At 38.3% G+C, this 24,809-nt stretch carries 14 protein-coding genes; 13 read left to right on the top strand and 1 reads right to left on the bottom strand.

Going from position 1 to position 24,809, the window contains the following annotated elements; translation table 11 throughout:
- Window positions 1-39 precede the first annotated feature (39 nt).
- Genes ACQ76T_RS08990 through ACQ76T_RS08965 form a run of 6 tightly spaced genes read left to right on the top strand, consistent with a single transcriptional unit; the run spans window position 40 to window position 7,320 of the window.
- Window positions 40-1,512, top strand: a complete 1,473-nt coding sequence (locus ACQ76T_RS08990) for a response regulator (RefSeq protein ID WP_431342968.1) — start codon at window positions 40-42, stop codon at window positions 1,510-1,512.
- Window positions 1,513-1,518: 6 nt separating this feature from the next.
- Window positions 1,519-5,127 carry a response regulator gene (locus ACQ76T_RS08985; protein ID WP_431342967.1) on the top strand — a complete coding sequence of 1,203 codons (3,609 nt, stop codon included), beginning with the start codon at window positions 1,519-1,521 and terminating at the stop codon, window positions 5,125-5,127.
- 15 nt (window positions 5,128-5,142) lie between these two features.
- Window positions 5,143-5,508, top strand: coding sequence for a response regulator (locus tag ACQ76T_RS08980; protein ID WP_431342966.1), 366 nt, complete (start codon window positions 5,143-5,145; stop codon window positions 5,506-5,508).
- On the top strand, window positions 5,509-6,339 hold the full coding sequence (locus ACQ76T_RS08975; RefSeq protein WP_431342965.1) for a CheR family methyltransferase: 831 nt from the start codon (window positions 5,509-5,511) through the stop codon (window positions 6,337-6,339). It begins immediately after the preceding gene.
- Between the two features lie 11 nt (window positions 6,340-6,350).
- Window positions 6,351-6,920: a chemotaxis protein CheB gene (locus ACQ76T_RS08970; RefSeq protein ID WP_431342964.1), complete on the top strand. Its 570-nt coding sequence runs from the start codon at window positions 6,351-6,353 to the stop codon at window positions 6,918-6,920.
- A 28-nt stretch (window positions 6,921-6,948) separates the two neighbouring features.
- Entirely contained in the window at window positions 6,949-7,320 is a 372-nt protein-coding gene (locus ACQ76T_RS08965) for a response regulator (RefSeq protein ID WP_431342963.1), read from the top strand.
- Window positions 7,321-7,411: 91 nt separating this feature from the next.
- Here the strand turns inward: ACQ76T_RS08965 and ACQ76T_RS08960 are convergent, their stop codons facing one another.
- Window positions 7,412-7,708 carry a hypothetical protein gene (locus tag ACQ76T_RS08960; RefSeq protein WP_431342962.1) on the bottom strand — a complete coding sequence of 99 codons (297 nt, stop codon included), beginning with the start codon at window positions 7,706-7,708 and terminating at the stop codon, window positions 7,412-7,414.
- Between the two features lie 181 nt (window positions 7,709-7,889).
- Between ACQ76T_RS08960 and ACQ76T_RS08955 the strand changes: the two genes are divergently transcribed.
- The 7 genes from ACQ76T_RS08955 (at window position 7,890) to pelA (ending at window position 24,598) form a co-directional block, all read left to right on the top strand.
- Complete coding sequence (locus tag ACQ76T_RS08955) at window positions 7,890-9,170, top strand: cryptochrome/photolyase family protein (RefSeq protein ID WP_431342961.1); 1,281 nt, start codon at window positions 7,890-7,892, stop codon at window positions 9,168-9,170.
- A gap of 47 nt (window positions 9,171-9,217) precedes the next feature.
- Entirely contained in the window at window positions 9,218-10,246 is a 1,029-nt protein-coding gene (hemH, locus tag ACQ76T_RS08950) for a ferrochelatase (RefSeq protein ID WP_431342960.1), read from the top strand.
- Window positions 10,247-10,350: 104 nt separating this feature from the next.
- The gene (locus tag ACQ76T_RS08945) at window positions 10,351-11,028 is read left to right on the top strand and encodes a MarR family winged helix-turn-helix transcriptional regulator (protein ID WP_431342959.1); all 678 of its coding nucleotides are present in this window, start codon (window positions 10,351-10,353) and stop codon (window positions 11,026-11,028) included.
- A 583-nt stretch (window positions 11,029-11,611) separates the two neighbouring features.
- The gene (locus ACQ76T_RS08940; protein WP_431342958.1) at window positions 11,612-20,488 is read left to right on the top strand and encodes an SDR family NAD(P)-dependent oxidoreductase; all 8,877 of its coding nucleotides are present in this window, start codon (window positions 11,612-11,614) and stop codon (window positions 20,486-20,488) included.
- 82 nt (window positions 20,489-20,570) lie between these two features.
- On the top strand, window positions 20,571-22,151 hold the full coding sequence (gene fabD, locus ACQ76T_RS08935) for an ACP S-malonyltransferase (RefSeq protein ID WP_431342957.1): 1,581 nt from the start codon (window positions 20,571-20,573) through the stop codon (window positions 22,149-22,151).
- A gap of 163 nt (window positions 22,152-22,314) precedes the next feature.
- The gene (locus tag ACQ76T_RS08930; protein WP_431342956.1) at window positions 22,315-23,502 is read left to right on the top strand and encodes a DUF4861 domain-containing protein; all 1,188 of its coding nucleotides are present in this window, start codon (window positions 22,315-22,317) and stop codon (window positions 23,500-23,502) included.
- Window positions 23,503-23,578: 76 nt separating this feature from the next.
- A complete protein-coding gene (pelA, locus tag ACQ76T_RS08925) occupies window positions 23,579-24,598 on the top strand; it encodes a pectate lyase (protein ID WP_431342955.1) in 1,020 nt (339 codons plus the stop codon).
- Window positions 24,599-24,809 lie beyond the last annotated feature (211 nt).

The following is a 24,809-nucleotide window of genomic DNA, read 5'->3' as shown; positions in this document are numbered from 1 at the left end:
GCCTAAAGTAAGTATAATTAATTATTGATTTTAACTTCTATGATTTTAATTGTTGATGACAACCAAAGTAACCTTTATTCACTGCAAAAGTTACTTCAATCTAAGGATTTCAATGTGGATACAGCAGGGTCTGGTGAAGAGGCTCTTGGTAAAGCACTGAAAAATGATTATGCCTTAATTATTTTGGATGTTCAAATGCCTGATATGGATGGTTTTGAAGTGGCGGAAACCCTTGCAGATTACAGTAAAACAAAAGAAGTTCCCATTATATTTTTATCCGCTGTTAATACCGATAAAAAATTTATTACAAGAGGCTATGCTTCAGGGGCTAAAGATTACGTGACTAAGCCGGTAGATCCCGAGATCCTTTTGCTTAAGGTGAAAACCTTTTACAATCTTCAGGAGCAAAATGTAGCCATGAAGAAAACGCAGCAAAATCTGGAACTGGAGGTGAAAGGAAGACGCGAATCACAGGTTACTATGAAATCTCAGATTGACCATTTCCATCTGATGCTTGAATCTTTACCTCAGATTGCGTTCACCGCCAATGAACATGGAATTGTAGATTTTGTGAACGGCAAATGGTATCAATATTCTGAATCTGAGCAAAACTTCCCGGAAACGCATCCCGATGATCCTGATATTGAAGAAGAATTTGAAAGAGCCAGAAAAAGAAGAAAAGCTTTAGAATTGGAGATCAGAATAAAAAGTATTGATTCAGAAGATTACTGCTATCATTTACTTCGGGTAACTCCTGTATTTGATGAGGGAATCGTTAAAAACTGGGTAGGAACCTTTACAGATATTGATGGACAAAAGAAAGCTGAAAAAGAAAAAGACGAGTTTTTAAGCATCGCCAGCCATGAATTGAAAACCCCTTTAACGAGTATTAAAGCTTATATTCAGTTGTTAGACAGGAAATTGAAACTCGATAAAGAGAGTGCAGAAGCGGGCTTTGTAACGAAAGTGCAGGATCAGATCGAGAAATTGAATACCCTGATTACCGATTTGTTGGATGTTTCTAAAATCGAGAATGGTAAATTGAAGATCAGTAAAAAACCCGTTAATCTTGAAAAAGTCATCAGTAACGCAGTAGAAACTATTTTACAGACTCACGAAAATAAAGTAAGAATTGATCGACATGGTAATAAACCTGATATATTGATTCCGTTGGATGAAATTCGTATAGAACAGGTGTTGATCAACTTCCTGACGAATGCGATCAAATATTCTCCTCATAATAACCAGGTGATTGTTACCACATTTGTGGACGAAGAAGCTCAGGAAGTCAGAGTGAACGTTACCGATTTTGGAATTGGTATTCCTGACTTTAAACAGGATGCAGTATTCAAGAAATTTTATAGGGTAGAAGAATCCTCACTGCAGTTTCAGGGAATGGGTATAGGTCTGTTTATCTGCTCAGAAATCATCAAGCAGCATCACGGGACTGTAGGGGTTTCCAGTATTGTAGATGAAGGATCTACCTTTTATTTCACTTTACCTTTAAATTAATTTTTTATGCCTAAAAAAATTATACAAAACCTCCAGATTGGAGTAGGCCTTTCACTTTTGATTTTAATTGCCAGTTCAATAGCTTCTTATTGGAGTATTCAGAATCAGATGAATCATAGGGAAAGCCTTTCAAAAAGCAGACGTTCTGTGACCGCTGTAAAAGATGTTCTGGTAGCTTTATTAGATGCAGAAACAGGAAACAGAGGATATCAGCTGACTGGAAGAGAAGATTTTCTTGAACCTTACAAAAGAGGATTGAGAGAATATCCAAAAGCGCTCATACAGGCAGAGTCTTTAGACTTACAGGATAAAAACCAGCTCGAAAGACTGACAGAGCTGAAAAAAAGTGTCAATCAGGTGATGAACAATCTGCAGCACCTTGTTGAGGACAGGAGAAAGGGAATTATCATGACTCAGCAGCAGATTGTCACCGGTAAAAGCTATATGGACGAATGCCGAAAGATTGTAACAGATTTTGTACGTTACGAAGAAAGCCAGCTGGAGATTAAAAATAGAGACCTTAACCGTTCTTCTGGTACAACTGTTTTATTTATTCTCTTTTCAGCCATAGCGGCAGTGGTAGTGACTATCTTTTTCTATATTAAAATGAGGGCCGATCTTATCAGAAGAGATAAGCTTGAGAAAATGCTGAAACAGAAAGATCAGGAAACGTCCAGAAGAGTAAGCGCTATTCAGAAAATTGCCAATAGAGTAGCTAATGGTGATTACAGTGAAAAAGCTGTAGACAATTCAGAAGATGATCTTGGAGATTTGGTAGACTCTCTCAACCATATGACGGAATCCCTTAAAATCTCTTTCGATAAAATAAATAAAAGCGATTGGCGCCAAAAGGGGCTTGCGTTACTGAATGAATCCCTGGTAGGCAATAAATCTGTGGAGGAAGTTTCTAAAAAAGCACTTCATCAGCTGACTGATTACGGAAAATGCATCAACGGTTCCCTTTATCTGTATGACGAAGGAATTTTGAAACTCAACAGAGCTTTTGGTTTGGAAGGAAATATGAAAAAAACTTTCGAACCGGGAGAAGGCATGGTAGGTCAGGCCTTTCTTAATGCTAAGACCCAGGTTTATAATAACCTCCATGAGGATGATTTTGTAGTTACTTTTGCCAGCAGCACCATTAAAATTTATGGAATCCTTTTAATTCCTATTTTTGCAGACGGTCACCCAATTGGAGTGCTGGAGCTAGGCTCCACATCTAATTTTGATGAAGACAGAGTCAGCTATTTCTCAGAATGCTGCATCAATATAGGCATTGCTCTGAGTGCTGCTAAAGGACGGGAAAAAGAACAGCAGCTACTGGAAGAAACACAGGCACAATCTGAAGAACTGCAGGTTCAGCATTCAGAACTTGAAAATCTGAACACAGAGCTGGAAGCACAAACGCAGAAACTTCAGGCCTCAGAAGAAGAATTGAAAGTACAGCAGGAAGAACTGATGCAGGCCAACGCCGAATTGGAAGAACGATCAAGACTATTAGAAGAAAAAAATCACCTGATCGCTGAAAGAAACAACGAAATTCAGAAAAAAGTAGAAGAACTTGCTTTAAGTACAAAATACAAATCTGAGTTCCTTGCTAATATGTCCCATGAATTGCGAACGCCACTAAACTCTATTCTTCTTCTTTCAAGATTGATGGCCGAAAATCCGGATGAAAATCTTAACGAAGATCAGGTGGAATCTGCCAAGGTAATTCAAAGTTCGGGTACAAGCTTGCTTACCCTTATTGACGAAATCCTTGATCTTGCCAAAATAGAATCCGGGAAAATGACTCTTGAATACCAGGAGGTTGTCATTGAAGAGGTGGTAAAAGATTTAAAAAGCCTGTTCAATCCGGTATTTCAGGAAAAAGCCCTTCAATTCAATATTCAAATAGATACAGAGGTACAGCATGTTATTGAAAGTGATCGTCTTAGAATCGATCAGGTGCTAAGAAACTTATTGTCTAATGCCTTAAAATTTACCAAAGAAGGAAGCATTGCCCTTCATATCAGAAAACATTCCGATAAACCGGATTTCATAGTCTTTTCTGTAAAAGATACCGGAGTGGGAATTGCAGAAGATAAACAGAAAATTATCTTTGAGGCGTTTCAGCAGGCAGACGGATCTACCAAAAGAAAATTTGGCGGAACGGGGCTGGGACTTTCTATAAGCCGCGAAATTGCCAAACTTCTGGGTGGAGAATTAATCCTGAAGAGTGAAATTAGTAAAGGAAGTGAATTCAGCTTTATTATACCGGTTTACGCCGTTGCTGAAATTCCTCACAATGAAACCGATCAGGATCTGGTGGAAATTATCCGTGAAGATGTTGAAGAAATTAAAAGCATTCTGGATGAAGGAGAAACTGAACCTGTTTTGCTGAACCATTTGGAAATTCCAGAAGAAGTAGCAGATGACAGAGAGAATATCAAAGACGGAGATAAAGTCATTCTGATTATAGAAGATGATACCAACTTTGCAAAAGCCCTTCTGAAATACGCCCATAAGCAGAATTATAAAGGAATTGTAGTTGTGAGGGGAGATCATGGTCTCTCAGCAGCACAGAAATATCATCCACATGCTATATTGCTTGATGTTCAGCTTCCTGTGAAAGATGGCTGGGAAGTAATGGATGATCTTAAATCTAATCCAGGAACCAAAAACATTCCTGTTCATATGATGTCTGTGCTTCATCTTAAGAAAGAAAGTCTGATGAGAGGAGCTGTAGATTTTATCAATAAACCGGTAGCATTGGATAAAATGACCGATGTTTTCGGTAAAATTGAAGAAGCCCTGAAAAAAGGACCTCAAAAAGTGTTGATTGTTGAAGAAAATGCCAAGCACGCCAGTGCGTTATCCTATTTCCTCAGTAATTTCAACATTTCTCTTTCCGTAGAACACAACGTTGAAGACAGTGTTAAAGCACTTACTTCTGAAGGTGTAGAATGTGTAATTCTCGATATCGGAAACCTGAAAGGTGACGAATACCACGTCATTGAATCTATAAAGAGCCATGAAGGACTGGAAAACCTTCCGATTATCATCTTTACCGAACAGAACCTGTCCAAAGAAGAAGAATTGAAAATAAAGCAGTATGCAGATTCTATTGTGGTAAAAACAGCGCATTCCTACCAGAGAATTTTGGATGAGGTTGGATTGTTCCTGCATCTAGTAGAAGAAAAAAACAATTTCCTTGAAAATAACACCAACAGAGTACTGGGCTCCCTCACCGAAGTTCTAAGCGGGAAAAAGGTACTGATCACCGATGATGATGTACGCAACATCTTTTCCCTAACCAAAGCTTTGGAAAAATATAAAGTAGAGGTTATTGTGGCAATGGATGGGAAGCATTCTCTTCAGCAGATCAAACAAAACCCGGATATAGATGTTGTTTTGATGGATATGATGATGCCGGAGATGGATGGCTATGAAACTATAAAAGAGATCAGAAAAATGCCTGCATTTACAAAATTGCCTATTATTGCGATTACTGCAAAATCAATGATAGGAGAAAGGGAGAAATGCATTACGGCAGGAGCTTCTGACTATATCTCAAAACCTGTTGATATCGATCAGTTGTTATCACTGCTCCGAGTTTGGTTATATGAAAGTTAAACAGATAAAATTCTGATGAATAAGAAAATCTTAATTGTGGATGATGATCCACGTAATATATTTGCACTGAAGCTGACTTTAAAATCCCGCGGATATCTTATAGAAAGCTGTACAATGGCTCAGGAAGCGATTGAAATGTTGAAATCTGGACAACAGTTTTCTGTCGTTTTGATGGATATGATGATGCCAGGAATGGATGGTTATGAAGCAGTAAGAATTATAACGAACACTCCGGAAATCAAAGAAGTTCCTGTTATTGCCGTAACAGCACAGGCGATGCCGGAAGATCGACAGAAATGTATACAGGCAGGAGCAAGAGACTATGTTTCAAAACCGATTGATGTAGATCTGTTAATAAAGGCTATTGAAAAACTCACGTAAATGCTGGAACCGAGTATTGTTAAAGACGAAGAAATAGAGTATCTGATCAACGATGTCCATGAAATGTATGGCTATGATTTTTCAGGATACAGCCGGGCTTCTTTTAAGAGGCGGGTAAACCGTATCTGCCTCTTAGACAGATTTACAAGCTTTGCAGAACTAAGATATACCATTATCAATGATCATGAATATTTAAAGCGTTTTGTAGAAGAAGTGACCGTAAACGTCACAGAAATGTTTAGAGACCCTGTCTTTTTTAAAACCTTAAGAGAAAAGATACTGCCTCAATTGGGTACTTATCCGTTGATCAGGATCTGGATTGCCGGCTGTTCTACAGGAGAAGAAATCTATTCTGTAGCCATCTTGCTGAAAGAAGCAGGTCTCTATCATAAATCTCTGATCTATGGTACAGATCTGAATCCCTCAGTTCTCGAAACCGCCAGAGCAGGGGTTTTTCCTTTGCAGCAGATGAAGCTCTATTCCGAAAACTATATTCAATCCGGAGGAACAAAGGACTTCTCAGATTATTACACCGCCAATTATGATAGTGTGAAATTTGATAAAAGCTTACAGGAAAAACTCATCTTATCAACGCATAATCTGGTTTCAGACAGTTCTTTTAACAGTTTTCAGCTCATTATCTGTCGAAATGTTTTGATCTATTTTGACCGTGAATTGCAGGAAAAGGTTTTCAAACTTTTTGATAACAGCCTTGAAAATTTGGGCTTTCTTGCTTTAGGTGCCAAGGAAACTTTGAAATTCTCTACCATCGACAGAAATTATCATCAGATTGAAGATCAGAAAATCTGGAAGAAGCTGGATCATCATTAAACTGCTCCCCCATGAAAACACAAAAAGAAACAGAAATTATAATCATTGGCGGATCAGCAGGAAGCTTGCAGGTAATCATTGAGATGGTAAAAAATCTGGATGATGACATCAGTATTCCGGTGTTGCTGGTCATTCATAGAAAGGCGCAGGCTACTAATATTCTGCAGACGTTATTACAGCAGTTTACCCACTTGCCCGTCATTGAGATTGAAGATAAAACAGAACTTCAGAACGGAAAGATATATATCGTTCCGGCCGACTATCATCTGTTGTTTGAAAATAAAAAAAATCTGTCACTCGACAGTTCCGAAAAGATGAATTATTCAAGGCCTTCCATTGATGTCACCTTTAAATCTGCGGCCGAAATCTATGGCGAAAAAATGATAGGCATATTGCTGTCGGGAGCCAATGCAGATGGAGTGGAAGGACTGGCATATATTAAGAAAAACAACGGTCTGGTCTGGATTCAGGATCCCGAAACTGCAGAAGTCGATTATATGCCTAGACATGCTGTGGAAGAAATTAATTATGATTTAATCATTAAACCTAGTAATTTAGCAAATCTTATAAATCAATTATAATATATCTAAATAAAATAATCTAAATAATATGAGTAAGAAGAAAATTTTAATCTTTGATGATGATACTGCTATTCTTGAAGTAGTCACGATAATTTTTGAAGAAAACGGCTATGACGTTAAAATCTCAGAAACATCCCATGACATTCTTGAAAAAGTGGCAGACTATCAGCCGGATGTTATTTTGATGGACAATTGGATTCCAAAAATCGGCGGAGTGGAAGCGACAAAACTTTTGAAAAGCAGCGAAGAATTTAAGCATATCCCGGTGATCTATGTAACAGCCAACAATGATATTGTTGCATTGGCAGCCGAAGCCCAGGCAGATGATTATGTTTCAAAACCTTTTAATCTGGAAGATCTGGAGGACATGGTAGCCAAGCATATGAAAGAGCAGGTGTAAGAAACCTGCAGATTTTAAGCTAATAGCTAAACATACAAAAGGCTGTCTCATTTATTTTTGAGGCAGCCTTTTGCATACTACATCTTTTGATTTAGTGTTCTTTGAAAGCTTTCAGGGCTTCCATCATCTCGCTTCTCCTTAAAATACCCATGTTGATCTTATGAATCAGAGCATTCAACAAAAAATACAAAGGGGAGTTAATCTGTATACTCTCCGAAAATGTTTTTACCAGAATGAGCTTTTTCGAAACAATATTTTTGGTAATAATATATTCATTGCTGAAATTCATATTGAGATCAAGCTCATTCTTTACAATAAGGCGGAAATAGTCATCAATCATCTGTTTATCTCGTGCCAGGTGTAAAATATCGGGTTCTTTATCATCCATAGCCGTGTTTTTAAATTCCTTATTATAATTTTTTACAAATTCTATACCGTAGCAATGATAAAATAAAGTTTATTTGTAGCCTTTATTTTGTTATTAATAGTATATTTGTATTCTAAATTTTAGTTTGTTTTAATAGGAAGGCTGTCGTCATCCTTCAAACTAATAGCACAACTGGTAAAAAATGAATGACATCAACATATTTTGGTTTAGAAGAGATTTACGACTGGAGGATAATATCGGCCTTTATCATGCCCTGAATGCGGGATTAAAGGTAATTCCCCTATTTATTTTTGATACGGGGATTCTCAACCAGCTTCACAATAAGTATGATAGGAGGGTAGATTATATTCATCAGGCATTACAGGAAATGAACAGTGAATTGCAGAAACATGGCAGCCATCTTCATGTATTTCACGGGGAACCGGAAGAGATTTTTGAAAATCTTATAAAGGATTTTACAGTTAACACTGTTTTTTCTAACGAAGATTACGAACCTCAGGCCATAAAAAGAGATCATGCAGTGGAAAAGTTTCTTTCAAAACACCACATTCATTTTAAACAGTTTAAAGATCAGGTTATATGGAGTAAAGATGAGGTGCTGAAAAGCGATCAATCTCCGTACACTGTATTTACACCTTATTCCAAAAAGTGGAAGGAAAATAAGAAGGATCTTAAAAGTGTTGAAGTGGATATGACTCATTTTTTTCCTCACCAGCCTGCAGACATTCTATCACTGGCTGAAATTGGATTTGAAAAAACAGATATTGAGTTTAAAAAACCGGAACTGAATGCTAAAATTATTGCAGACTACGATAAATACAGGGATTTCCCGGCAATGAACCATACAACCCACTTGGGAATTGCACTCCGTTTTGGAACCGTTTCCGTCAGAAAATGTGTAAAATATGCTGCCGATCATAACGAAACATGGCTTAATGAACTGATATGGAGAGAATTTTTTATGCAGATCCTGTTTCACTTTCCAGCGGTGGTAACCCATTGTTTTAAAAAGAAATATGAACATATTAAATGGAGAAACAATGAAGATGAATTTAACGCCTGGTGCGAAGGAAGAACAGGTTATCCCATTGTAGATGCTGGAATGAGAGAACTGAATCAAACAGGCTTTATGCACAACAGAGTAAGAATGATTACCGCGAGTTTTCTCACCAAACATCTCCTGATCGACTGGCGTTGGGGGGAAGCGTATTTTGCAGAAAAATTGCTCGATTATGACCTTGCCGCCAATAACGGCAACTGGCAGTGGGCTGCAGGAAGTGGCTGTGATGCTGCTCCATATTTCAGAATATTCAATCCTTATGAACAGACAAAAAAGTTTGATAAAGATTTGAAATATATCAAAAAATGGCTTCCGGAAAACTATAAAGAAGAACCGATTGTAGAACATGCAAAAGCCAGAGAACGAGCTTTGAAAGCTTATAAAGAAGCATTGGCGGAATAAATGCCTCGTAAAATAAAACCATATTACTAATATAAAATAAAGGAACATTGGCTAAAAAAGGAATTTTATTAATCAATCTTGGATCACCAAGATCTACGGCGGTGAATGATGTAAAGGAATATCTGGATGAGTTCCTTATGGATGAAAAAGTAATCGATTATCGATGGTTTTTCCGGGCACTATTGGTTCAGGGGATTATTCTGAAAACAAGACCGAAGAAATCTGCAGAAGCTTACAAAACAGTATGGACAGATGAAGGTTCTCCCTTAATCGTTATCACCAAAAAGATACAGCAAAAACTTCAAAAGACCGTTGACATTCCCGTAGAAATAGGAATGAGATACGCTGAGCCCAGCATCGAAACAGGAATCAGAAATCTGGTGGAGAAAGGTGTTTCCGAAATCGTTCTTTTTCCGCTTTACCCACAGTATGCAATGAGCACCACTGAAACCGTTATTGAAAAAGCAGAAGAAGTCCGAAAGAAAAAATTTCCGGAGATCAGTATCAATTATATTCAACCTTTCTATCATCGTGATATTTATATCAATTGTTTAGCGGAAAGCATCCGTGAAAAGCTTCCTGAAAGTTTTGATGCTTTGATGTTTTCTTATCACGGAGTTCCTGAGCGCCATATTTATAAGACAGATCCTACTAAAACCTGTAATATGAACGATTGCTGCTCCAGAGAAACCAATCCGAGTCATGCGTTTTGCTACCGTCATCAATGCTTTAACACCACAGAAAATGTGATCAAGAAGCTTGGATTACCCAAAGAAAAAGTAATTGTTTCTTTTCAATCGAGATTAGGAAAAGACAAATGGATTGAACCTTATACAGATCATACCCTGGAAACAGTTCCAGGCAAAGGCGTTAAAAACCTGGCTGTTGTTTGTCCGGCCTTTGTTTCCGACTGTCTTGAAACCCTGGAAGAGATTTCTGTGGAAGGAAAAGAACAGTTTTTAGAAGCTGGTGGTGAAAGTTTTAACTATATCCCATGCTTAAATGATGAAGACCGCTGGATTCATGTGATCAGAACATTGTGTGAAGAAAAACTGAATCAGTTCTATCTTGTATAATACTTTTTCACTACGATAGAATATTCGGAACTTTTGATCGTAAGTATCTGATGAATCAACGATCATTTTTAAAAAAAAGTACATTTGTAAACTATTTTATTGCAATGAATTACACTCTTGTCAAAGACTTTATGACCCTGTTGGAACAGTTTGAAACAGAGGCACATACCCACCCGGATTCTTATACTATAGACATTCAGGGTTTTAAAACATGGATCGTTGATCAGGAGGACGTTACAGAAGATGATAGCCTGGAGGAGCCCTACTGGGAAGGCAAAGAAAACGGCAGAACTGCTGAAAGCGCCATCAATACACTATTGGTGCATCTCAACCGATATGCAAAAACCTATTCGAAATCAGCCATTTCCAATTCCGAATTTTCTACTCAGGAAGACTTTATTTATCTGATCAACCTTAAAGCGTTTGGCCAAATGACTAAAATGGAACTGATCAAAAAAAATATTCATGATAAACCTGTAGGAATGCTCATTATTGCCCGATTATTGCGCCAAGGCTGGATTGAACAAAGCGAATCAGACATTGATAAACGAAGCAAGCTGATTTGCATCTCAGAAGCAGGATTGCTGGCATTGGAGCACCAGATGAAAAAGATTCGCCAGGCGACTAATATTGTAGCAGGAAACCTTTCCTATAACGAAAAAATGAGTCTTATCAATATTCTTAATAAATTAGACAGGTTTCATTACCCTATTTTCTCAAGAAATATACATTCAGACAACCTTATCTCAATAGTACAGGAAGAATATTCACTGGGGAAATAAATAACCCGGTTTTCAATTTTTATTCCTTAATTCGCATCTGGGTTAAGGAATAATTTGTTTACAAAAGGATTCAGAAATTAGATGAATATAGTCATCAACTGGTTCTGGTAAACGGAATATTATGTATTGTTTATATGCATATTAGTGCTTAAATTGATAGTATAAAGGCTGCTCTGTACCTATATTATATTCCCATTACGGAAATTTTAGTCTCATTTGTTTTTTAGCCATCCAACATATTTTACCTTTCCTTCTTTAAAAGTATAAGCAAAATTGTTTAAATATCTTTATTAAATAATTGTCAAGGATAAATAGTTATGATCTGGTTTTTAATATTTTACCTATATTTACATCACCAAATGTAGAAATATGAAAACTCCCACTTTATACTTAACTGATATTTTTCTCAGCTCCATAGCCGGATCTATAAACTATTGTTCAGCTCCTGAACCTATTATTCAATTTTTAAAGGATATCACTTAAATAATCATTTACGCTTATTGGTTCACTTTTACAATGTGTAGAGGTGTGGTTTCCTGTCTTCATAGGCAAAATATATTCTAACCTCTTAAATGAAAACAAAATGGATAATAATCGCTCAGCTTATCATGAAATAAAAGCAGTTTTGAAAAAAACAGCAGCTGAAATCGTTAATAAATCATTGTCAGAAATTCACGAAGATTCTCCTTTTTCAGAATATGGATTACGGGGATTGCTGATCAATCAATATATAGAACAGATCAATGAAATCTATTCTGTTACCATAACAATTCCGGATTTCTTTAGCTTCCCGACAGTTTCTGCTTTAGCGGCGGAAGTAGCAAAGAGGATTTCAGAAACAGGAAGCCTTAGCCCTCAACGCGATTTCTCAAGGGAAAATAAAAGTAATGAAAACAAAGATGTGTATGAAGAACCTATAGCCGTTATAGGAATGAGCGGCAGATTCGGATCCGCAGAGAATATAGATGAATTCTGGACTGTTTTAAAAGAAGGTAAAAGTCTGATAGAAGAAGTTCCACCTGCAAGATGGAGTACCGATAAATTCTTTTCGGCAGATAAAAAAGATGCATGGAAAACGTATTCTAAATGGGGATCATTTCTGCGGAATATTGATCAGTTTGATCCTTCTTTTTTCAGAATTTCAGGCAGAGATGCAGAGGTCATGGATCCCCAGCACAGAATTTTTTTAGAAGAAAGCTGGCGGGCTTTAGAAGATGCAGGTGTACAGCCGGAATCTCTTAAATCCTTAAGATGTGGCGTATTCGCAACGTCAGCACAGAGTGATTATATAGGTCAGGAGTCGGAAGTAGCTTCTTCCTGGTGGGGAAATGATCCCGCTATTCTTCCTGCAAGAATCTCTTATTTTCTTGATACAAAAGGCCCGGCAGTAGCAGTAGATACAGCGTGTTCAAGTTCTTTGACGACTATTCATCTTGCCTGCAGCAGCTTAAAATCAGGAGAAAGTGACATGGCGATTGCGGGAGGAATCTGGATTTCATCAAGACATTTTTTTTATAACAGAGCTTCCAGAGCCAAAATGCTGTCTCCTGACGGGCAATGCTATACATTTGATGAAAGGGCTAACGGTTTCGTGCCGGGCGAAGCTGCGGGAGTACTCATTCTGAAACGGCTCAAAGATGCAGAAAGAGACGGAGACCGGATTCATGCCGTTATCAAAGGAACCTATACCAATCAGGACGGTTCTACAAATGGAATTACAGCACCCAGTGGTCTTGCCCAACAAAAATTAATGAGGGAAGCATTTGAAAAATATCAGATTAATCCCGAAACCATAGGAAATGTAGAAGCCCATGGTACGGGAACCCGGCTTGGTGATCCTGTAGAGTTTGAAGCCCTGGATAAGGTATTCAAAGCTTGTACCCCGAAAAAAAACTTTTGCAGCTTGGGAAGCGTTAAAACCAATTTAGGTCATTCTATCATGGCAGCAGGAGTATCCGGAGTTGTCAAGATGATTTTGTCTCTAAAGCATAAAGCATTGGTACCCAGTCTTAATTTTCATTCCCCGAATTCTCTCATTAATCTTACAGAAAGTCCTTTTAAAGTACAAACAGTCCTTGAACCATGGATAGAGAACGGACAGACACCGAGAAGAGGAACAGTGAGCAGCTTCGGATTCAGCGGAACTAATGTTTTTGCTATTTTGGAAGAATATACGGTACCCAAAGAACCTTATCAATCAGAAGGTCCCGCTCTCATTCTCTTATCCGCACAAAATAAAGAAAGACTTAAAGAAACTGCTGGAAATCTTAAAAAACATATAGATTCTTCCCCTGATATCAATCTTCATGATATCGCTTTTACCCTCCAGACCGGGAGGAATCATATGAACGAAAAAAGGTATATTATTGCCGGCAGTATTACAGAATTGAGCAGAAAACTGGCAGAGGATCACAATCCGCAGGAAGTCAGTCTGGATATTGAGATTAATGATGAAATACGATCTCAGGCAATATCGGAAAGAAATTGGCTTCAGCTGGCAAAATTGTGGATGAACGATGTACCAATAGACTGGAACCTTCTGTACACAGGAAATACCCCATCAAAAATAAGTCTTCCCGGATATCCTTTTGCAAAAGATACCTATTGGGCTAAAGAAGCTGAGAAAAATGAAATAACTCAGCTGCACCCGCTGGTGCATCATAATACCTCCGGCTTTTCTGGCCAGCAGTTTACCAGTAGCTTTACGGGCAGCGAATTTTTCTTTTCCGGACACAAGGTGAATGGAATCCTAATTCTTCCCGGTGTAGCCTATCTTGAAATGATAAGAGCGGCAACAGAATTGAGCCAGGATAAAAAAGTATATGAAATAAAAAATAGTAACTGGATAGCTCCTATACATCCCGGAGAAGAAGTTACAATTAAGCTGAAACCTTATGAAAACCGTATTGATTATGAAATCGTATCCGGAAATAATGGAAATACTCTGAAATCAAAAGGAATCGTAAGCCTGGGACAACAAAAACCTGCCGGAAAGATCAATTTGCAGGATCTAATCAACAGATTCGTTCATTTCTGGAGCAAAGAGACCTGTTATGAATCCTTTTCAAAGGTAGGCTTTGACTATGGTCATGATTTTAGAGGGATTGAAAAATTATTTTATAATGAATCTGAAATGTTGGGGAAAATTTCTTTGTCTGATACTTCAGAAATGAAATGGAAGATAGGCCTGCTGGATTCAGTATTACAATGCTGTACAGGAGGAAGAATTGCCAATGGAGAATCTATGCTTATGGTCCCTTTTCAACTGGGAGAAATTACTTTTTATGAAGATCTGGAAGAAACGGTGTATACCCATGTCAGAAAAAACAATCAGAATGTCGGTGAAAAAATTTCAACCTTTGATATTGATGTTATTTCAGCATCAGGTACTGTACTATGTTCTATTAAGGAATTTGTTCTGTCAGCTATCCAGCAAAAAATCAATCATATTCCTGTCCCAAAACATGAAAATACTTTCATAGAAAAAAAAATATTGCCTTCCCAACAAAAACCGACAAGAGATCTTACTGTAGATACCATCCGTGAATTTGTGGCAGATATTGTGAAATTTGAAAAAGAAAACATTAAGGCAGGTGAAGATCTGATGAATTATGGTTTTGATTCCGGAATGCTGATCCTTCTGGCAGACAAGATTAATACCTTTTATAAAGTAACCCTTACTCCAGCTCTGTTTTACAGTTATTCGACCATAGATGAACTGACAGACTTTCTGGAAGAAAACCATCCCAATGAATTTCAGAAAGGCGATCAGGACATTACAGAAAGTCTTTTCGAAGCAGATCAGGCTCCTGGAGAACATCATTCTGAAAAAGGTAAAGACTATTCAGATGATCTTATTGCTATTGTTGGAATTTCAGGCCGTTTCCCCGGATGTGAAAATGTAAATGATTTCTGGGAGAAAATAAAGGACGAAAAAAATATGATCACAGAAGTACCTCCGGACCGCTGGGATTGGAAGGAAATATATGGAGATCCTTCCATTGAGCCTAATAAGACAAAAACCAAATGGGGTGGTTTTATTTCCGATATAGATAAATTTGATGCTTTATTTTTTGGAATTTCTCCTGCAGAAGCAGCATTAATGGATCCTCAGCAGAGAATTTTTATAGAAGCAGTCTATGCAGCACTGGAAGATGGCGGTATTGTTCCGTCAGCACTCAAAGGATCAGATACAGGAGTATTTGTAGGCGCTTTCAGTAACGATTATGCAAAGCTGTTTCATGATTATGAAGACGTGTGCATCCAGGGGCAGGTTGCCAGCGGAACCATCCATTCTATTCTGGCAAACAGAATTTCTTACTTACTGGATATACATGGTCCCAGCGAACCTATTGACACCGCCTGCTCCAGTTCTCTTATTGCGATTCGCAGGGCCGTAGAAAGCATTCGTAAAGGCCGTTGCAAAATGGCCATAGCAGGTGGAGTAAATGCATTGCTTTCCTCAGATACAACGCTCTCTGCAAGCAATGCCGGAATGTTGAGCGAAGGAGGGAACTGCAGATCATTTGATGCCTCAGCGGATGGTTATATAAGATCGGAAGGCGTGGGAGTGGTCATTTTAAAAACATTAGGCCAGGCCCGGAAAGATAATGATCATATCTATGCCCTGATCCGGGGTACCGCAGAAAATCACGGTGGAAGAGCCAATACACTGACTTCTCCCAATCCTTTAGCACAACGTGATCTTCTGCTAAAAGCTTACAGAGCGGCAGAGATAGATCCGGATTCCGTTACTTATATAGAAGCACACGGAACAGGAACTCCTTTAGGGGATCCCATAGAAATTGAAGGACTTAAAATGGCATTTGATACCCTTTATAAAGATTGGGAAAAGGAAAATCCATCTGCTCCAAACTGTGCCATAGGTTCAGTAAAGTCAAATATTGGTCATTTAGAATCTGCGGCAGGGATGGCAGGGATTATTAAAGTTTTATTAGCCATGAAGTATAAAATACTGCCAGGAAACCCGATGCTGAAAACGGCCAATCCAAATCTTAGACTGGATGGAAGTCCTTTTTATCTTTTAAAACAAACCCAACCCTGGATTACGAAAAACAATCTTCCAAGAATAGCAGGAGTAAGCAGTTTTGGTTTTGGAGGCGTCAACGCACATATTATCCTGGAAGAATATCCTCAAAACAAAGCCAACAAACAGCCGGAACTTGGAAAAATGATTATTCCTCTTTCCGCGAAAGATAAAGACCGCCTGTATAAACGGGCAGAAGACTTACTCTTTCACATACAGCAAAATCCGGAAGACCATTTTTATAATATCGCTTTCACCTTACAGACCGGGAGAGAGTCTATGGAAGAAAGAATCGCCTTCATTGCTGAAGATCAGAATTCATTACGGGTGATGCTTGAAAACTATTTAGAAGGGAAAAAGCAGGGTATATTTAAAACAACAGAACATTATAATGAAGCTCAGGTTTCAGCAGCTTTGCATCATCATGATCTGGAAGTATTGGCTCAGGCATGGGTTAATAAATTTCATATAGACTGGAAAAGAGTCTATCCTCAGGGATTTCCGGTTAAGATAAGTCTTCCTTCTTATCCTTTTTACAGAAAACGGCATTGGTTTCAGGGAGTAAAAAAACAGGATCAGAATCAAAATCCGGATACTTTAATGTTGAAGGAAGACATTTCAATAGATCAAACCATCAGTTATCCATCCCAATTAACGGGAAACGAAGAATCTTTTAAAGAAAAAACAATGGCCAGCACGGAACAGCAAAACAATATCAGAACCCGGTTATACAATTATAAATGGGAGCTTTCCCCTGTAGAATTTAATGAAAATAAAAATAAGAAATTCAGTCATATCTTTTTATGCGGTTCAAAAACTGAAGGGTGGGCAACCATTCTTAAACAGAACGTATCCGCCGAGGTTATCTTAATCCCTGAAGCCGATACAGAAGCCTTTTTCATATTTATTTTAAATGAAATTAAAAAGATAAAAAAAGGAAAAGTACTCATCATTTACCATAATGAAGAATCTCAGACCTACTCTTATTTGTCAGGACTCTTGAAAACAATGCATTTAGAAAATCCCTATTTCTCAGGTGTTATAATAGGAGCAGATCAATGGACGGCAGGAGAAAACGGCTATCATCTTATACAAAATATTGAACGTGAAACAGGATGCGATGAGGTGGAAGTGAAAATTATCAAAAATGAAAGATGGATTAAAAAACTGATTCCTATAAATCATCATGATCACTCAACTTCCATTGCCCGGCCCGGAGGAGTCTATCTGATTACCGGCGGTGCAGGGGGAATTGGAAAAATATTCTCAGAATACCTCGCTCATACCGAGGATGTTCAGATCATTATTACTGGAAGAACACCGGAAGAAAAAATAACTACTTCCAGACCGAATATACATTATTTCACCTGTGATGTTTCAAGCGGAACTGAAACAGAAAGCCTTATCCGGAGAATAAAAGACCGGTTCGGAAAAATAACCGGGGTTATTCATGGAGCAGGAGTTATCCAGGACAGTTATATTGTCAATAAAACATGGGAAGAAATCAATAAAGTCTTTGCTCCTAAAATTCAAGGGACGCAGAATCTGGATCAGGCAACACAGAATGAAAAACTCGACTTCTTTATTCTATTTTCCTCTTTAGCAGCGATTGCCGGAAATATCGGCCAGGCAGATTATGCTTCCGCAAACTCATGGATGGACGCCTTTGCTGCCGATAGAAATGAAAAGGTTAGAACAGGAAACAGATCCGGAAGATCCATCAGTGTCAACTGGCCGCTATGGAAAGATGGAGGAATGCATATTGATGACGCTGCTGCCCAGATATTGGAAAAAAAATGGGGAATGCTGCCTATGCCTTCTTCAGAAGGAATTTCCGCAGTAGAGACTTTATTATTTTACAATATAGATCAGGGAGTGGCTGTGTATGGAAATAAAGAATTTGAATGGAAAGAAGAGAAAACAGCAGATGCCTCATTCCAGGAAAAAGCACCTGCGGTGGATATGGTTTGGATAAAAAAGAAAACAGAAGACTATCTTATTTCTTTGGTTTGTAGTATTTTGAACTATGATAAAGAAGAATTAAGCCCTGAATCGGAATTAAGAAACTATGGATTCTCCTCCTATCTTCTGGTAAAATTCACCAATGATCTGAATGAATATTATAACATTGATGAACCTTCCAGTATTTTTTATAATTTTCTTACCATAAGTGATATGGCAGATTTCTTATGCGACGTTCATCACCAAAAAATAATCGATAAACATGGAAAAACACCTGTTCAGAACTTATCTCAGTCTACACACGATTCATTATACATCCAAGCAGTTGATCCCGGAATTTCTGAAAGTAAAATCCCGGAAGATGATCCAAAAGACGACTATGTAGTCGCTATAATAGGCATGGCAGGGCGTTTTCCCGGGGCAGATAATGTAGATGAACTTTGGGAGATCATAAAAAATAACCGGGATGCCATATCAGAAATACCGGAAGAAAGATGGGACTGGAAAAAATACTATGGAAAAACAGGCGAAGCTCTGGATAAGACCAAAGCCAAATGGGGTGGGTTTATTAATAATATAGACCAATTTGATGCCGATTATTTTAATATCAATCCCAAAGAAGCAGAAATCATGGATCCCCAGCAGCGTATAACCCTTGAAACGGTTTATACCGCATTAGAAGACGCAGGAATAACCCCATCTCAGTTAAAAGGCAGTGAAACAGGAGTATATATCGGAGTAATGAACAACGACTATGCCCTGATGCTCCGCAGATACCCTGAACTGTCAAAGCATGCTTATACGGTTGTAAATTCAGACACTATTCTTGCCAATAGAATTTCTTATCTGCTGGATCTGCGTGGCCCCAGTGAACCTGTGAAAACGGCTTGTTCAAGCGCACTTATTGCCATCCACAGAGCGGCTGAGGCAATCAGGTCCAAAGAATGTATAATGGCGATTGCAGGAGGAGTGAATGCGACTCTCATCCCGGAAACTACACTGATGATAAGCAACGGCGGAATGCTGAGCGAGACAGGCCGATGCTGGTCTTTTGATGAAAGGGCAGATGGCTATGTACGTTCCGAAGGCGTTGGAGTGATTATTCTAAAATCTCTGCATCAGGCTCAAAAAGACGGAGACCGGATTTACGGGCTCATCAGGGGAAGTGAAGAAAACCATGGCGGAAGAGCCAGTTCTTTAACCGCTCCTAATCCAAAAGCTCAGAAAGATTTATTGGTTCAGGCTTACCGCAATGCAGGAATTGATCCATCACGAGTAAGTCTCATTGAAGCCCATGGTACCGGAACACCATTAGGTGATCCGATAGAAATAGAAGCCCTGAAAAATGCTTTTAAGCACTTATTCGAAGAAAAAAATATCAATCAACCGGAACCGGCTTTTTGTGGCATCGGTAGCATTAAAGCCAATATAGGACATGCCGAATCAGCATCAGGAGTTGCCGGAGTGATTAAAGTACTGATGGCCATGCACCATAAAATACTTCCCGGAAATCCTCATCTGGTCCGCCCTAATCCTTACCTTCACATTAAAGAAAGTCCATTTTACCTTCTGCAGGATACCAAGCCCTGGAAACATGATTCTGAACTTTCCAGAATAGCAGGAGTCAGCAGTTTTGGATTCGGAGGTTCCAATGCCCATGTTATTATTGAAGAATATCCTCAGCTGGGAGCTCAATACGATACTACACACCCTGCCGTGATTCTTTTATCTGCAAAAAATAAAGAAAGACTGAAAGAATATGCCCGAAAACTTTACGAACACATTCAGCGCAACCCTTCAGAAAAGCTGCATTCCATTGCCTATACCCTCCAGATAGGACGGGAACATCTGGAAGAGCGTGTTTCCTGGATTGCAGAAAATCTGGGCCATCTTACAATACAAATAGCTGATTATCTGGAAAACGGAACCAGTGAATTCAATGGAAATACAGTTCAGGGAAAAGCTTCCTTAAAAATGCTGAATGAAACCTTTGATGAAAATACCAAACTCGGATTATTAAAAAGCTCCGCCTACCGACAACTTGCCAGTTTGTGGAGTCTTGGGATGAGGTTTGACTGGAGGAAGTTATACAAAGACAGTCTTCCCCAAAAAATCAAACTGCCTACCTATCCGTTTGAAAGAAAAAGATATTGGCCTTCTGAACAGAAAAAAGATGATTTTTCTAGCATCAATGGAAATTCAAAAGAAGAAACAAAAACTAAACTCGTGGCAATTATATCAAAGACCATCAACAAGTCTATAGAGGAATTGGATCCTGAAACTGATTTTTTTGAATTCGGGCTGGATTCCGTCTCCGGATTTGAACTGATCAGAAACATCAATACAGCACTGGAAATAAAGATTGATTTCAATATTCTGTATGAGTATACCACGATTGAAGCACTGGCAGGATTTATTGAAGAGGAAATAACAGTGGGAGTTTCTCAATAGAATGGCTATGAATAGAACATGAGTTCTAATTTTACTGGTCAGAACTCAATATAATAGAATAAAGTTTTTAATTAATATTATTATGAAGACTATCATGTTCCCCGGACAGGGATCTCAGTTCAAAGGAATGGGGAAAGATGTTTTTGATCTGTATCCGGCAGAAACATCGGCTGCATCTGAAATTTTAGAATATGACCTCCGTAAACTGTGCTTAGAAGATGTTGATAAAAAATTGAACCTGACTCAGTTTACACAGCCTGCTCTTTTTATCGTCAATGCATTGAAATATAAAGAGAAAATAAAAGAATACGGATCTCCAGATTACCTGATCGGCCATAGCTTAGGGGAATATAATGCACTGCTGTCTTCCGGAGTTTTCGATTTTGAAACCGGTGTAAGACTGGTTAAAAAAAGAGGAGAGCTGATGGCAGAAGCCGAAGGAGGCGGAATGGCTGTCATCTTGGGAACAGATATTCAGAACATACAACACATCCTGAAACAAGAGGGATATACTGATATTGATATTGCCAATTTTAATACTCCCATGCAGACCGTTATTGCAGGTCCGGTGGATACGATAATAAAGGCTGTTCAGTCCTTTGAGAAAGCCGGAATAAAAACAATTCAGCTGAATGTAAGTGCAGCCTTTCATTCAAGATATATGATTGGAGCTTCAGAGAAATTTGCTTCTTTTTTGGAACAATTTAGTTTTTCTTCTATGCAGATTCCAGTGATTGCCAATACGAGCGCAGAACCCTATGTACAAGGACACATTGCTGAAATTCTCAGCAGCCAGATCTGTAATCCTGTTCTATGGACAGATTCTGTTTCATGGCTCATTAATAAAGGAGTAGACCGTTTTGATGAAATAGGAGGGCACTTTTTGACAAAAATGGCAGCAGATATTCAGGCAGATCATAATGTACACCAGAAAAAACGGGAATCAAAACAACCGTCATCTTTACAATCGGAACGGAAAAAACGTTTATTTATGCTGCCTTTTGTAGGAGGAAACCGTTATTCTTATCAATTGATGATGCCTTATCTCAAAGACTTTGAAGTAAGGCCTCTGGAGCTTCCCGGAAGGGGAAAGCGTATTAAAGAACCACTTTTAGGATCTTTCTTTGATGCCATGGGAGATTTTTACCGTCAGATCAGTTCAGAAATAGAGCCTGATCAGGATGTTATCTACGGCCACAGCCTTGGAGCTATTTTAGGATATTGGATTACCTACCGTCTGGAAAAAGCGAAGAAAAGTCCGGCCCGTCTCATTGTAAGTGGAGTTCCCGAGCCTCATGTCAGGCGATCTGAGGTTTTTCAATCGGCTCATGAGCTGTCTGAGAAAGATTTTATCCAAAGACTCCTTAATATAGGAGGAATACCGGAAGGTTTTATAGAAAACGAAGAGCTTTTCCGATACAATGAACCTATCCTCAGAGCTGATTTTAAAGTGCTTGATTCTTTGATTAATCATGATATGAAAGATAAAATCAAGTCCCCTCTTATCGCTGTTATGGGAACCGAAGAACCTGCAGCCTCTCAGATTGGCAACTGGAAAAACTATACCGAAGGAAAATTGGAATACTATCATTTAGAAGGGAATCACTTTTTTATTAACCATCATCCAAAAATCATGGCGGATCTCATTTCAAAATCAATATAATCAGTCAAACGTCAACGTATAAAACGCGGAATAATTGATGAAAACCAAATGTATTTGAGACTTGTCAACAGAAAAATGAAAAGTTTGAATAACTTCATTCATCATCGACGATTTATTGCCAAATTATTTATATTTTTGGAACATTAACTCATTGAATAAAATTATGTTGATAACAAAAACAAGCTTTATTGGATTAATTTGTGCAATCGGTTGCATTAGTTCGGGCTTTTTATCAGCTCAGCAATACGCTAAGGTGACCAATCCTTTAGATTTTTCAAGAACTGAAGTGGTGACTATTCAGGCTACTCAATTACAGTCCTTTTTATCTAAACACAGTGAAAAGGAACTTAGAATTAAGGATTCAAGTGGAAAATTACTTCCGATTCAATGGATAGACTATGACGGGGACGGGATAAGTGAAGAATTACTCTTTCAGGTACATATCGATGCTAAAAAAACAAATACATACGTCATTATAACAGATGGAAATTCTAAAATTCCGGAAAGTAATGTTTCAACCTATTCAAGGCTTGTCCCGGAAAGAGTAGACGATTATGCCTGGGAAAATGATAAAATTGCCTTCAGGGTATATGGTCCGAAAGGACAGCAGGAAGCATTGCAGGGAATAAAAAGCAGCACCCTTTCAAGCGGAGTCGATATCTGGCTGAAAAGAACCGATCAGCCTGTTATCAATAAATGGTATAAAGGATATCTCACAGATCCAATGTACTACCACAAAGATACAAGAGGAGAAGGTTACGATCCCTATCATGTAGGAAACAGCCGCGGAACAGGAGGAATAGGAATCTGGGCAGATAATAAATTGCAGGTCTCACAAAACTTTGTACACTCCAGAACCATTGCTGAAGGCCCTTTGAGAACTGTTTTTGAACTTACTTATCATCCGTGGAGTGAGTATGGAGTGAAAGAAACCAAAAGAATTTCCTTAGATCTTGGGTCTAATTTTTCAAAATTTGAATCCACTTTTGAATCAGAAAAACCGGTTCCCAACTATACAATTGGAATTACACTGCATAAAAACGAAGGACAAACACAGCTGAATGATCAACAAGGCTATTACCTTCACTGGGAAAAAATAGATGATGCCTTTGTTGGTGAAGGAATTGTTGTAGACCCGAAAATAGTTGAAAAATCAATCGCTTTTACTTCTCATGTTCCTGATGAAAGCAATTTATACGTCATAACCCGACCTCGTAAAACACTCACTTATTATGCGGGATTTGCGTGGCAGAAAAGTGGTCAGGTTCAAACCCAGAAAGATTGGGAAAAGATCCTTCAGAAGCAGGCGAGGCGTATTGACAAGCCGTTACAGGTAAAGGTAGGAGAGTAGGAGCGTTATCTTGTCGGAGAGGATTAGTTGTGGCAGATAAAACGTTCTTTTAAAATTTAATTTCTAAATAATAAACATGAATCTAAAAATATACACATTCACATTAGGGTTGATCGCAGTTAGTTTTTCAGCGCAGGTAAAGGATACATTAGCGGAGAAAATGCTGATGTATCAACTTCCCAATGGAGGCTGGGGAAAACAGCTTGAAGATAAGTCAACCGTCAATTATAATCTTCCGATCGACAAAAGTCTTCTAAGAAAGATAAAATCTACGGGAGATGATCATGCAACCATTGATAATAATGCCACTTCCAGAGAAATCAATGGATTGATTAAAGCCTATTCCACCACAAAAAATCCGGAATACTTAAAAGCTGCAGAAAGAGGTATCAGTTATCTGCTTCTGATGCAGTATGAGAATGGTGGTTTCCCTCAATATTATCCAAACACAGGACTGTACAGAAAGCAGGTGACATACAATGATAATGCAATGATCAATGCTTTGACTGTTCTTTATAACACTGCGGAAGGAAAGAATAACTTTGATGTGGTTTCCCCTTTATTAAAGGAAAAATCAAAAATAGCGGTTCAGAAAGGGATCAAATGCATTTTAAAAACGCAGGTGCTTCAGAAAGGAGATCCTTCTATCTGGGCAGATCAGTATCATGAAATTACTCTACAGCCTGACAAGGCAAGAGCTTTTGAACCGATCTCATTGGCAACCGCAGAATCTGTAGGTGTGATAAGGTTTTTAATGCTTCAGCCTTTAACTCCGGAAATTGAAAAATCTGTAAAATCTGCGGTACAATGGTTCAAACATAACAAAATTGAAGGCTACAGTTACAATGTAGTCAAACAGAACGGAAAGTCAGTACGGGTTCTTGCAGAGGATAAAAATTCGGTAATCTGGGCGAGATTTTATGATATTCATACCAACAGACCGCTGTTCGGAGATCGTGATGGAAGTATAAAGTATAATTATAACGAAGTTTCAGAAGAAAGAAGAAACGGCTACAACTGGTTTGGGGATTTTGCTGAAAAACTTATTGCGAAAGAGTATCCGAAGTGGTTGGAAAAGAATAGAATCATAGAATAATTTCTTATTATTTGTGGTAACTTATTTTATACAGTGTTCAATTTTATTGGAGATAAAATCTTTGCATCTTTGAGCTGTTTTTAATATAAAATATTGCGTCTTTGCGATTTTCCAACTTGTTTTTTTGTTGGAGAATCGCAAAGGCGCAAAGTTTTTTATTCTTTATGTATAATGTAAGGCGCAACAGAATCAAAGATTTCGGCTATTTTTT

This window comes from Chryseobacterium sp. JK1, from assembly GCF_050632815.1.
Lineage (GTDB): Bacteria > Bacteroidota > Bacteroidia > Flavobacteriales > Weeksellaceae > Chryseobacterium.
The sequence above is the reverse complement of the archived record's forward strand: the minus strand, read 5'-3'. Positions and strand labels throughout refer to the sequence as shown.

Coding starts and splice junctions, on each gene's coding strand:
- pelA (WP_431342955.1), top strand. CDS start 23,579: ATGAATCTAAAAATATACACATTCACATTAGGGTTGATCGCAGTTAGT.
- ACQ76T_RS08930 (WP_431342956.1), top strand. CDS start 22,315: ATGTTGATAACAAAAACAAGCTTTATTGGATTAATTTGTGCAATCGGT.
- ACQ76T_RS08980 (WP_431342966.1), top strand. CDS start 5,143: ATGAATAAGAAAATCTTAATTGTGGATGATGATCCACGTAATATATTT.
- ACQ76T_RS08955 (WP_431342961.1), top strand. CDS start 7,890: ATGAATGACATCAACATATTTTGGTTTAGAAGAGATTTACGACTGGAG.
- fabD (WP_431342957.1), top strand. CDS start 20,571: ATGAAGACTATCATGTTCCCCGGACAGGGATCTCAGTTCAAAGGAATG.
- ACQ76T_RS08990 (WP_431342968.1), top strand. CDS start 40: ATGATTTTAATTGTTGATGACAACCAAAGTAACCTTTATTCACTGCAA.
- ACQ76T_RS08985 (WP_431342967.1), top strand. CDS start 1,519: ATGCCTAAAAAAATTATACAAAACCTCCAGATTGGAGTAGGCCTTTCA.
- ACQ76T_RS08975 (WP_431342965.1), top strand. CDS start 5,509: ATGCTGGAACCGAGTATTGTTAAAGACGAAGAAATAGAGTATCTGATC.
- ACQ76T_RS08960 (WP_431342962.1), bottom strand. CDS start 7,708: ATGGATGATAAAGAACCCGATATTTTACACCTGGCACGAGATAAACAG.
- ACQ76T_RS08945 (WP_431342959.1), top strand. CDS start 10,351: ATGAATTACACTCTTGTCAAAGACTTTATGACCCTGTTGGAACAGTTT.
- ACQ76T_RS08965 (WP_431342963.1), top strand. CDS start 6,949: ATGAGTAAGAAGAAAATTTTAATCTTTGATGATGATACTGCTATTCTT.
- ACQ76T_RS08940 (WP_431342958.1), top strand. CDS start 11,612: ATGGATAATAATCGCTCAGCTTATCATGAAATAAAAGCAGTTTTGAAA.
- ACQ76T_RS08970 (WP_431342964.1), top strand. CDS start 6,351: ATGAAAACACAAAAAGAAACAGAAATTATAATCATTGGCGGATCAGCA.